General features: G+C 74.3%; 9 protein-coding genes and 3 pseudogenes. 5 read left to right on the top strand and 7 right to left on the bottom strand.

Annotated elements, in window-relative coordinates:
• Together JNW87_RS26600 and JNW87_RS40850 are read left to right on the top strand one after the other, a co-directional pair.
• Positions 1–1,106, top strand: a 1,106-nt coding sequence (locus JNW87_RS26600) for a 26S protease regulatory subunit (RefSeq protein ID WP_238454633.1), incomplete at its 5' end; no start/stop codon positions are given.
• Between the two features lie 25 nt (positions 1,107–1,131).
• Positions 1,132–2,945, top strand: a pseudogene (locus JNW87_RS40850) (acyl-CoA dehydrogenase).
• A gap of 88 nt (positions 2,946–3,033) precedes the next feature.
• Here the strand turns inward: JNW87_RS40850 and JNW87_RS26615 are convergent.
• A pseudogene (locus JNW87_RS26615) lies at positions 3,034–4,256 on the bottom strand (AMP-binding protein); the annotation flags it as partial.
• Between the two features lie 39 nt (positions 4,257–4,295).
• Entirely contained in the window at positions 4,296–5,009 is a 714-nt protein-coding gene (locus tag JNW87_RS26620; protein ID WP_109801334.1) for a spermidine synthase, read from the bottom strand.
• A gap of 171 nt (positions 5,010–5,180) precedes the next feature.
• On the opposite strand from JNW87_RS26620, the gene JNW87_RS26625 reads away from it, so the two are divergent.
• On the top strand, positions 5,181–5,768 hold the full coding sequence (locus tag JNW87_RS26625) for an alcohol dehydrogenase catalytic domain-containing protein (protein ID WP_238454637.1): 588 nt from the start codon (positions 5,181–5,183) through the stop codon (positions 5,766–5,768).
• Complete coding sequence (locus tag JNW87_RS26630; RefSeq protein ID WP_238454635.1) at positions 5,732–6,184, top strand: zinc-binding dehydrogenase; 453 nt, start codon at positions 5,732–5,734, stop codon at positions 6,182–6,184. Before JNW87_RS26625 ends, JNW87_RS26630 begins: the two co-directional genes overlap by 37 nt.
• Positions 6,185–6,220: 36 nt before the next feature.
• Here the strand turns inward: JNW87_RS26630 and JNW87_RS26635 are convergent, their stop codons facing one another.
• From JNW87_RS26635 to JNW87_RS26655, 5 genes are all read right to left on the bottom strand, one after another.
• Positions 6,221–6,829 (bottom strand): class I SAM-dependent methyltransferase, encoded by a 609-nt coding sequence (locus JNW87_RS26635; protein WP_109801332.1) that lies wholly within the window; start codon positions 6,827–6,829, stop codon positions 6,221–6,223.
• Positions 6,768–7,676: a sulfite exporter TauE/SafE family protein gene (locus JNW87_RS26640; RefSeq protein WP_109801331.1), complete on the bottom strand. Its 909-nt coding sequence runs from the start codon at positions 7,674–7,676 to the stop codon at positions 6,768–6,770. The genes JNW87_RS26635 and JNW87_RS26640 overlap by 62 nt, the downstream gene beginning before the upstream one ends.
• A complete protein-coding gene (locus tag JNW87_RS26645) occupies positions 7,673–8,278 on the bottom strand; it encodes a rhodanese-like domain-containing protein (RefSeq protein WP_109801330.1) in 606 nt (201 codons plus the stop codon). Before JNW87_RS26645 ends, JNW87_RS26640 begins: the two co-directional genes overlap by 4 nt.
• An 85-nt stretch (positions 8,279–8,363) precedes the next feature.
• The gene (locus JNW87_RS26650) at positions 8,364–9,764 is read right to left on the bottom strand and encodes a rhodanese-like domain-containing protein (RefSeq protein WP_109801329.1); all 1,401 of its coding nucleotides are present in this window, start codon (positions 9,762–9,764) and stop codon (positions 8,364–8,366) included.
• Positions 9,765–9,894: 130 nt separating this feature from the next.
• Positions 9,895–10,164, bottom strand: coding sequence for a metal-sensitive transcriptional regulator (locus tag JNW87_RS26655; RefSeq protein WP_130334789.1), 270 nt, complete (start codon positions 10,162–10,164; stop codon positions 9,895–9,897).
• Between the two features lie 181 nt (positions 10,165–10,345).
• On the opposite strand from JNW87_RS26655, the pseudogene eccB reads away from it, so the two are divergent.
• Positions 10,346–11,365, top strand: a pseudogene (gene eccB, locus JNW87_RS26660) (type VII secretion protein EccB); the annotation flags it as partial.

Consider the following 11,365-nt stretch of genomic DNA (forward strand, 5'->3'; position numbering starts at 1 on the left):
GGCTCCGGCCCACCGGGCACCGGCGTCGGGAGGACCTGGCCGGGGCCGCGGCACTGCGCGAGGCCGCCGCGCACGGCCTGCACCCCGAGGTCACGTACGACGAGAGTCCCGACGGCGGGCGGACAGTGACCCTGCGCGCGGCCGTGCCCGGCGGCGAGGCCGGCCCGACGCACCTGCGGGCGATGGTCGGCCTGGTGCTGCACGTGGTGCGCGAGCTGGCCGGCGAGGGGGCGCTGCGCGACCGGTCCTACAGCGTGGGCCGCCGACCCGCGCCGGCGGCGGTCCCGGCCGTGCCGCGCACCGAGGCGGTCACCCTGGACCAGGTCGGCGGCCTGGCCGAGGTGGTCGCCCGGTTCCGGGAGATCGCGGTGTCGTTCCGCCACCCGCAGGTGATGGCCCGCTGGGGCGCCCGCCGCCCGCAGGGCATCCTCATGTACGGCCCGCCCGGCACCGGCAAGACCATGCTGGCCCGGGCCCTGGCCAACGAGATCGGCGCCGACTTCCGCGAGATCCGCACTCCGCAGATCCTCGACAAGTACCTCGGCGGCTCCGAGCGCAACATCAAGCAGATCTTCCGGGAGGCCCGCCGCTACCGGCAGCCCACCGTGCTGCTCTTCGACGAGTTCGAAAGCATCATCAGCTACGCCGGGGCGGGCGGGGACGCCGCCAGCCAGGCGGTCAACGCGGTCGCCGGCATCTTCAAGCAGGAGATGAACACCCTGTTCGAGGAGAACCCCGACGTGATCGTGGTGGCCACCACCAACTTCCCGCAGCGAGTGGACGCCTCGCTCATCCGCTCCGGACGCTTCGACGTCAAGCTCGCCATCCCCGCGCCGGACGAGTCCGGCCGCGCCGAGATCATCACCAAGATGATCCGGGAGCTGATCGCGCGGCACGAGGGGCCCGGTTTCCGGATGTTCACCGCCGACGTCGACCCGGCCGAGCTGGCCGCGCTCACCGCCGGCCTGACCGGCGCGGACATCCGCGAGGTGCTGCGCCGGGTGCAGCTGGCCAAGGCGATGCGGGAGGCGACCGAGGGTGCGCCGGCCGGCCCGATCAGCCAGGATGACCTGCGAGAGGCCGTCGCGGGGCTGCACCGCGGCTGAGCCCGGCCCGACGGAAGGAGACCCCTTGTCGTCCACCCTGCTGTCCCGTCGGGACCTGGTGTTCCTGCTGCACGACTGGCTGGACGTGACCCGGCTGACCGAGCGGCCCCGCTACGCCGAGCACTCCCGGGAGACGTTCGACGACGTGCTGGACCTGGCCGCCCGGGTGGCCGCCGAGCACTTCGCCCCGCACAACCGGGCCGCCGACAGCGCCGAGCCCACCTTCGACGGCCGCCGGGTGCACACCATCCCGCAGGTCAAGGCGGCCCTGGACGTCTTCGCCCAGACCGGGCTGCTGGCCGCCAGCATGGACGAGTCGATCGGCGGGATGCAGCTGCCGCACGCCGTCTCCGCCGCCTGCTTCGCCTGGTTCCAGGCGGCCAACGTCGGCACCGCCGCGTACCCGTTCCTCACCCTGGGCAACGCCAACCTGCTGCTCACCCACGGCAGCGCCGAGCAGATCGACACCTGGGTACGCCCCATGGTGGAGGGGCGCTTCTTCGGCACCATGTGCCTGTCCGAGCCGCAGGCCGGCAGCTCCCTCGCCGACATCACCACCCGGGCCGAGCCGCAGTCCGACGGGACGTACCGGCTGGTCGGCACCAAGATGTGGATCTCCGGCGGCGACCACGAGCTGGCCGAGAACATCGTCCACCTGGTGCTGGCCCGGATCCCCGGCGGCCGCCGGGGGTCAAGGGGATCTCACTGTTCATCGTGCCCAAGGTGCTCCTCGACGCCGACGGCGCCCTCGGGCCACGCAACGACGTGGTGCTGGTCGGCCTCAACCACAAGATGGGCTACCGGGGCACCACCAACACCCTGCTCAACTTCGGGGAGGGGGTGCACCGGCCGTACGGGCGGGCGGGTGCGGTCGGCTACCTGGTCGGGGAGCCGCACCAGGGGCTGGCGCAGATGTTCCACATGATGAACGAGGCGCGGATCGGCGTCGGCGCCGGCGCGACCGCACTCGGCTACACCGGGTACCTCAAGTCCGTCGCGTACGCCCGTCAGCGCCCGCAGGGCCGCCCGCTCGCCGACAAGGACCCCACCACGCCGCAGGTGCCGATCGTCGCCCACCCCGACGTCCGCCGGATGCTGCTGGCCCAGAAGAGCTACGTGGAGGGCGCGCTCGCCCTCGTCCTCTACTGTGGCCGGCTGCTCGACGAGGAGAAGACCGCCCCGGTCGAGGCCGACCGCAGCCGGGCCCACCTCCTGCTGGACATGCTCACCCCGATCGCCAAGAGCTGGCCGTCGCAATGGTGCCTGGCCGCCAACGACCTGGCCATCCAGGTGCACGGCGGGTACGGCTACACCCGTGACTACGACGTCGAGCAGCACTGGCGGGACAACCGCCTGAACCCGATCCACGAGGGCACCCACGGCATCCAGGCGCTGGACCTGCTCGGCCGGAAGGCGACCATGCAGGGTGGCGCCGGGCTGGCGCTGCTGCTGGAGACGATCGGCGCGACGGTCACCCGGGCCTGGAAGGCCGAGGGGGAGGCGGCCGAGCTGGCCGCCCAGCTCGGCGCGGCGGTGGACCGGATCGGCGTGGTGACCCGCCGGCTCTGGGCCAGCGGCGACCCGGAGCCGGCGCTGGCGAACGCCAGCGTCTACCTGGAGGCCGTCGGGCATGTGGTGATCGCCTGGATGTGGCTGGAGCAGCTGCTCGTCGTCGAGGCGGCGGGCGCCCCGGACGGGCCGGACGCCGACTTTCTCGCCGGCAAGCGGCAGGCCGCCCGGTACTTCTTCCGGCACGAGCTGCCCCGCACCGAGCCCCAGTTCGACCTGCTGGAGAGCCTCGACCGGACCACCCTGGACACCCGGGAGAGCTGGTTCTGACCGCCCCGACGGGCCGGGGCGCGCGCCCCGGTCCCGACGGGTCGGGCCGCGCCCCGGTCCCGACGGGTCGGGCCGCGGCCCGGCCGGGTCAGTCCCCGGCGAGGAGCCGGTCGCGGACCTCGCGGCGAGGACCTTGCCGATCTGCGACCGGGGCAGGTCCTCCACCACGACGATGCGGCGGGGCACCTTGTAGCCGGCGAGGTGCTGCCGGCAGCCGGAACGGACGTCCTCGGCGGCGGTGGGGCTCGCCGGGTCCAGCACGACCGCCGCCACCACCTCCTCGCCGCCGTGCTCGCCGGGCAGGCCGACCGCCGCCGCGTCGCGCACGCCGGGCACCCGGCGCAGCGCCTCCTCCACCTCCGACGGGTAGACGTTGAAGCCGCCGGTGATGATCAGCTCCTTGATCCGGTCCACCACGGTGACGAAGCCGTCCGGGTCCATCGTCACCACGTCGCCGGTACGCAGCCAGCCGTCCGGCAGCAGCACCGCGGCCGTGTCCTCGGGGCGCCCCCAGTAGCCGGCGAACGCCTGCGGGCCGCGGACCAGCAGCTCACCGGCCTCGCCCGGGGGCTGGTGCCGGCTCGGGTCCTCCGGGTCGACGATCCGGATCTCGGTGGACGGAACGGGCACGCCGACGGTGCCGCGCCGGCGGGCCGGGGAGACCGGGTTGCCCAGGGTGATCGGGGAGGTCTCGGTCATGCCGTACCCCTCGACCAGCAGGCCGCCGGTGACCGACTCCCACAGCTCCACGGTGGCGGGCGGCAGCGCCATCGCCCCCGAGATGGCGTACCGGACCGAGCTGAGGTCGATGTCGCGCTTGCGGGCGGCGGTGGCGAGCCGCTCGTAGATCGGCGGCACGGCGGGCAGGAAGGTCGGCGGGCGGCGGCGTACCGCGTCGAGGACCTGGTCGAGGTCGAACCGGGGGAAGAGCACCAGGGTGGCGCCGATGCCCATCGAGAAGGTCAGGCACAGCGTCAGCCCGTACGCGTGGAAGAGCGGCAGGACGGCGTACACCGTCTCCTCGCCGTCGCGCAGGCCCGGCACCCAGGCGCGGCCCCGCGCGGCGTTGGCCCGCAGGTTGCGGTGGGTGAGGATGGCGCCCTTCGGGGTGCCGGTGGTGCCGCCGGTGTACTGGAGCAGCGCGGTGTCGTCCGGGCCGGGCGCCGGGTGGTCGGCCGGGAGGGGGCCGGCGGTGGCGACCAGTTCCGCCCAGGAGAGCGTGCCGGGGGCCGGCGCCGTCATCGCGGCCCGGGCGGCGCGGGTCTTGTGCAGCGGCAGCCGCAGGGCCCACCGCTTGAGCGGCGGCAGCGCCCTCGGCGTAGCTGGCCGGTCGCCGAGGCCCGGGCGAGGTCAGTGCCGGGCCACGTAGACCGTGTTCGCGGACTCCCGGCCCTGCAACGGGTTGGGGAACCGGACGACGTGCGCCACCGAGGTCGGGAACACCTCGGTCAGCACCCGCTGGAACGCCGGGTCGGGCGGGTCGTTCGACCAGAGCGCGAAGACCCCGTCGGGGTGCAGGAGGTCGGCGAGCCGGCGCAGTCCGGCGACCGTGTAGAAGTCGGCGTGGCTGGGGTGCAGCACCTGGCGCGGCGAGTGGTCGACGTCGAGCAGCACCGCGTGGAACCGACGTCCCGGCGCGTCCGGGTCCCACCCGCTCCCGCCGGCGACGGCGGCGAAGAAGTCGGCCCGGACGAACCGGGTACGCGGATCGGTGGCCAGCCCGGCGGTGAAGGGGAGCAGGTCTCGGCGATGCCAGTCGATCACGTCCTCGATGGCCTCCACCACCACCAACGAGCGGACCCGCGGGTCCTCCAACGCGGTCCGCGCCGTGTAGCCGAGGCCGAGCCCGCCGACCACCACGTCCAGGGCGTCGCCGTTCAGCGTGGCCAGCCCGAGCCGGGCGAGTTCGATCTCCGCGACCGGGAACAGGCTGGACATCAGGAACTCGTCGTCGAGCTTCACCTCGTACACGTCGACGTCGAGCGCCGGGTCGCGCCGCCGGCGCAGGCTGATCTCGCCGATCGGGGTCTCCCGCCAGGCCAGTTCTTCGAATCGCGCGCCCACGGGTGGTCCTCTCCGCCGGTTCCGTCACCGGATGTTACCGGCCCGCCGGCCGGCCGCCGGACGATCCCGGCCGCCCGGGCTTTTCCCCGCCGCCGGCGGCATCCCACGCCCCGGCCCGGGTAAGCCACCCGGTCGAGGACGTCGGAGCGGAAGGGGAGCGCGGTGGCGGAGATGCTGGCCGGACGGTTGCACGTGACCGGGCGGGCGTTGCGGATGGAGTCGGTGCCGGTGCCCGAGCCGGGCCGCGGGCAGGTCCGGATCAGGGTCGCCGCCGCCGGGGTGTGCCTGTCGGACGTGCACCTGATCGACGGCACGCTCACCCCGCTGTACCTGTCCGGCGACGTGGTGACCCTCGGTCACGAGGTGGCCGGGACGGTCGACGCGCTGGGGGAGGAGGTCGAGGGCTGGCAGCCGGGCCAGCGGGTGCTGCTCCAGGCGGGGGAGCGGGACCGGAGCGGCACCCTGCTCACCCGGGGCGTGGACTACGACGGCGGCTGGGCCGAGTACGCGCTGGCCCGCGAGGACACCGTCATGCCGATCCCCGACGCCCTCCCGTTCGAGCAGGCCTGCATCATCCCCGACGCGGTCTCCACCCCGTGGGCGGCGGTGACCGACACCGCCCGCACCGGCCGGGGGAAGCGGTCGCGGTGTGGGGGGTCGGCGGCCTCGGCGCGCACGCGGTGCAACTGCTCTTGCTGGTCGGCGCGGCGCCGGTCATCGCCGTGGATCCGCTGCCGGCGGCCCGGGACCGGGCGCTGACCCTCGGCGCCGACATTGCCCTGGACCCGAAGGACGCCGCCTTCCGGGACGCCGTGCTGGACGTGACCAACGCCCGCGGTCTGGACGTCGCGTTCGACTTCGCCGGCGTCACCCCGGCACGCGAGCAGGCCATGACCGTGCTCGGCCGGCAGGGCCGGCTGGTGCTCACCGGCATCGCCAACCAGCCGCTCACCATCCCCTCGGACAGCCGGTTCAACTACAGCCGGCAGGCCGTGCTCGGCCACTACGGCTCGGAGGCGCAACACGTCGAGCAACTCGTGTCGCTCGCCGCTCAGGGCCGGCTCGACCTGACCGCCTCGGTCAGCGATGTGCTGCCGCTGGCCGACGCGGCCGAGGCCGTGCGGCGGGTCCACGACAAGGAGGGCAACCCGATCCGGCTCATCCTGCGCCCCTGACCGGTCGGCCGGCGCGCCGCGCGCGGCGGTGCGGGATCAGCCGCTGGGGCGGGCCGCGACGACCACCGTGTCGAGGGCGTCCACGCTGTCGCCGCCCTCGGTGGGCACCGGCCGGCGGGCGGTCTCGGCCCGCTGGATCCGCATGCCGGCGAGCCCGTCGACGACCGCCTCGGGGGTGAGCAGGATCGCCGGGTCCTGCGGTCCGCCCGTCCCGCCGTCGAGGTTCGCCCGGTCGTGGCCGACGACGACGATCGTGCCACCGGGGCGCAGCGCGCTCCGGGCGGCGGCGAGCACTCCGGCCAGTTCCGCGGCGGGCAGGTGCAGGTAGCTGATCAGGACCAGGTCGTAGCTGCCCGGCACCGGCCGGTACGTGGTCACGTCCGCGACCCGCCACTCGACCGGTACGCCCTGCCGGTTGGCCAGCTCGCGGCCCCGCTTGACGGCCACCGGGGAGAAGTCCACGGCCGTGACCCGCCAGCCCTGGCCGGCCAGCCAGACCGCGTTGCGTCCCTCCCCTGCCGCCAGGTCGAGCGCGCTGCCGGGGTCCAGCCCGGCGACCGACTCGACGACGAAACGGTTGGGCTCAGCGCTCCACACCAGACCCGGCGTGTTGGCGTACCGGGTGTCCCAGGCGCTGCTGTCCACTGTGGTTCTCCCTCCGGCGGCGGCACACCGCTACCGCGACCGTACCGGTCGACGCGAACGCCGCCGTCACCGCCAGCCCCAGACCCACCTCGGCGGGGAGCTGCTGGGCGAGGACGAAGACGCCCATCACCACGACGAACCAGCCGAACGACCTGCGCAGGAGGTCGGCGGGGATGCGCCCGGCGAGCTGCCCACCGGCGAAGCTGCCGGCGATGGCGGCGACGGTCACCCCGGCGGCCAGGCCCCAGTTGATGCTCACGCTGGAGAGGTAGCCGGCCAGGCCGGCGAAGGACTTCATCGCGATGACCACCAGGGAGGTGCCGACCGCGACCGGCATCGGCAGGCCGCCGAGCAGGGCGAGTGCGGGCACCACCAGGAAGCCGCCGCCGGCGCCGACCAGACCGGTGACCAGCCCGACCACCACCCCGTCGAGGATCACCCGCAGCGCGGGAAGCTCGTGCGGCACCGGTCGACCCTCGGCGGCGCGCCGGCCCCGGATCATCGCGACCGCGGTGGCCAGCATCATCACCGCGAACCCGGTGAGCAGGAACCCGGCCGGGATGAACTCGGCCAGGCGACCGCCCGCGTAGGCGCCGGTCATGCCGGCGAAGCCGAAGATCAGGCCGGTGCGCCAGCGGACCCGTCCCGCCCGGGCGTGCGGTAGGACACCCACCGCGCTGGTGGCGCCGACGACGAGCAGCGAGGTGGCGATCGCCTCCTTGGCCGGCAGGTCGGCGACGTAGACCAGCAGCGGCACGGCGAGGATGGACCCGCCGCCGCCGAGCAGGCCCAGGCTGATCCCGATCAGCACGGCCAGCCCGACGGTCAGCAGGATGCTCGCGGTCATGCCCGCCGCCCGGCGGCCGTGCCGTCGCGCAACTTACCGACGATGGTGTCCAGGTCGCAGCTGGCGCCCCGGTTGTACGGCAGCTTGCCGAGCAGCATGCCCATCGTGCAGGTGTTGGTCACCGCGGCGAAGGTGAGGCCGGCGCCGATGAATCCGGCGACCCACTTGAGCCCGGGCACGAAGACCGAGGCCAGGATGCTGACCAGGACGATCGAGCCGGCGACGAGGCGGACCTGCCGTTCCAGGTCCCAGCGGGGTGCGCCCTGCTTGACCGGCGCGTTGGCGGCCTGCCAGGCCAGCATGCCGCCGTCGAGGATCTTGAGGTTCGGTAGTCCGGCCCCGGCGAGGGCCTGCCCGGCCTGGGTGGCGCGGGCGCCGGAGCGGCAGATCAGCACCACATCCTCGGCCAGGTGGTTGCGCAGCTCCTCGCGGTGCTCCCGGAGCAGGTCCAGCGGGACGTTGTAGGCGCCGGGGATGTGGGACGTCTCGAACTCGGCGGGGGTGCGCACGTCGAGCAGTCGGGGCCCCTGGCCCGAGTCGATCAGCTCGCGCAGGGCGCCGGCGTCGAGCTTGGCGGGGCAGGTGGTCTCGGAAGTGCTCATGTCTCCTCGTTCGTGGCGCAACACCGTTGTCGGCGGGCAGGGTGGGACCGGCCGGCGCGAAGCGGCGGCAGGTGTCGCAGCCGGGTCAGGGCTTCTGGGCCATGGCGACGCCCGCCGGCTCGGCGTTGCCGAACTTGTCGTCGATGACGACGACCTCGCGGCCGGCGTTGGCGAGCAGGGACGCCGCTGCGGTGGCCCGGTAGCCGGAGCCGCAGTGCACCCAGACCACGCCCGGCGGGACGTCGGCCAGCCGGCGCGGGAGGTCGGGCAGCGGGACGTGCACGGCCCCGTCGACGTGGCCGGCCCGCCACTCGTAGGTCATCCGCACGTCTAGGACCACGTCGGGGCCGGGCAGGCCGTCGGGGGCGGCGGCACCGCGGGCGGCGGCGAGGGCCGGAAAGTCGGCGGTACGCAGCTCCCGCAGCTGCCCGGGCCCGGCCGTCCAGTCCGCGGGGTCGCCGGTGGCCTGGGCGGCGGGCCGGTCGATGCCGATCCGGACCAGCTCGCGCTGCGCGTCGGCGACCTGCCCGGGGGTCTCGGCCAGCAGGGTGACCGGGGTGCCCCAGTCGATCAGCCAGCCGAGCCAGGTGGACATCGGCCCGTCGAGGCCGAGGCTGACCGTGCCGGCCAGGTGGGAGGCGGCGTACGCCTTGCGGGTGCGCAGGTCGACCACCCACTCGCCGGCGGCGATCCGGTCCCGCAGCTGTCCCGCGTCGGCCCGGGTCACCGGGGTCAGGTCGACGGGCGCCGGACCGGCGGCGTTCGCCAGCCCCATGTGCGCGTAGTACGCCGGGTAGGCGTCCAGCCCGGCGAGGGTCTCGGTGACGAACTCGTCGGCGGCGAGCCGGAGCACCTGGTTGGCCTGCTTCTCCCGGCCGATGGTCGACTCGGGGGCGTCGGCCTGGGCGGCCGAACAGAAGCTGCCGAAGCCGTGCGTCGGCCATACCTGCGCCCCGTCGGGCAGCAGGTCGGCGAGCCGGCGTGCCGAGGCGTGCTGGTGGTGGGCCAGCTCGTGGGCGTGCTGCTCGCCGAGCAGGTCGGTGCGGCCGGTGGTGCCGAAGAGCAGCGAGCCGCCGGTGAAGACGCCGACCGGCCGCCAGCCGGCGTCGGTCGCCTCGTCGAGGACGTACGACAGGTGGTGGAAGGTGTGGCCGGGCGTGCCGACCACTCGCAGGCGCAGCGAGTTCCCCACGGCGACGGTGTCGCCGTCGGCGACCCCCACCCGGTCGAACCGGACGTCGTCAGCGGAGGCGACCAGGTACTGCGCGCCGGTCACCCGGGCGAGGTGCAGCCCGCCGGAGACGTAGTCGTTGTGTACGTGGGTCTCCAGCACGTGGGTGATCCGGACGCCCTGCTCGCCCGCCAGGCGCAGCACCCGGTCGATGTCGCGCTGCGGGTCGACCACCAGCGCGATCGTGCCGTCGCTGGCCAGGTAGCTCCGGTCGCCCAACGAGGACGTGGTGATCACGGACACCTCGACGGTCATGTTCGGTTCTCCCTTTGTCCGATACCCTCGGGGGTATGTGGCAGGTACACGTCCGCCCGGGTCGCGGGGGTGCGCGTACCCGCCCGCGCCGGGTTCACACGACGCGGGCGTCAGGTCGTACGGTCGTGGGTCAGGCGAGGGAGAGGAAGAGCTTCTCGAGCTCCTCCTCAGTCATCTCCGGGGTCTCGCCACGCTCCCGCGCGGCGTTGCAGTGCCGCATCCCCGACGCGATGATCTTGAAGCCGGCCCGGTCGATCGCCTTGGACACGGCGGCGAGCTGGGTCAGCGCCTCCCGGCAGTCCTGCCCGCTCTCCATCATCTCGATCACCGCGTTGAGTTGCCCCCGGGCCCGCTTGAGCCGGGTCAACGCCTCGCCGGTCATCTCCGGTCGTAGCTTCACTTGCGCCACCTCCTACGCTCCAACATACCCCCGGGGGTAGCCGTCCTGCGACATACCCCCGAGGGTATTGCCGGGCCGAGCCGCCTGAAACGCCCATTGGGCGCGGAATGGCGACGCAGGGTCCTCGACACATCGACGGAACGCTTATCCTGTGCCCCGACCGATTCAGGGAAGGGACCGCATGCCTTCGCGGCAGGACCAGCTCCACTCGTACCAGTTCACCGTGCAGCGGGCGGTGGCCGCGCTGGTGATGCGGGAGACCGACCCCGCCCAGTCGCCGTTCCGGCGGCTGGCCGGCGCGGGACTGGCCAGCGTCCTGGTCGCGGTGATCGGCCTGGGCGGGTTCGCTCTCTACGGCCTGTTCGCCGGTGGTGGCAGCTCCTGGCGGGACGCCGGCGCGGTGATCGTGGAGAAGGAGTCCGGCGCCCGGTTCGTCTACCGCGAGCAGCGGCTGCACCCGGTGCTCAACTACGCCTCCGCCCTGCTCATCATCGGCGCCGACCGGCCGAAGACCGTGCTGGTCTCCCGGCGCTCGATCGAGGGCGTGCCGCGCGGGCTGCCACTGGGCATCGCCGACGCTCCGGACTCGCTGCCCGCGCCGGGCAGGCTCTCCACCGCGCCATGGACGGTCTGCTCGGTCATCTCGACCGAAGTCGGACGCACCGAGCCCGGCTCGGCGCTGCTGATCGGCCGGGACGCGACCGGCGGCCGGCCCCTCGGCGAGCAGGGGGTGCTGCTGCGGCACCCGGACGGGAGCCTGCACCTGCTCTGGCATCACCGGCGCCACCTGCTCCGCGACACCGACCGGGTGCTGGCGGCCCTGGCCGCGACCCGGGACCGGCGGTGCCGGTGCGCCGGCGCTGCTCAACATCGTGCCGGCCGGCGCCGACCTGGCCCCGCCCACGGTGCGCGGCCTCGGCGAACGCTCCGCCCGGGTCACCGGCGCCACCGTCGGCGACGTCTACCTGGTGCGCAACTCGGGCGGCGGCCGGCAGTACGCGGTGGCCGAGCGGGACGGCCTGGCCGGCATCACCGAACTCCAGGCCGGCCTGCTGCTCGCCCGCACCGGACAGGGCGAGCCGGAGCCGATCACGCTGGGCCGGTTCGCGCCCTGCCCAAGCTGCCCGGCCGGGTCCCCACCGGGCCGGCCGCGCCGCCCCCCGCCCCGCCCCGGCTGGCGACCGTCGACGGCGGCGCGGTC

The organism is Micromonospora sp. ATA51 (assembly GCF_016802855.1).
Classification (GTDB): domain Bacteria; phylum Actinomycetota; class Actinomycetes; order Mycobacteriales; family Micromonosporaceae; genus Micromonospora; species Micromonospora sicca.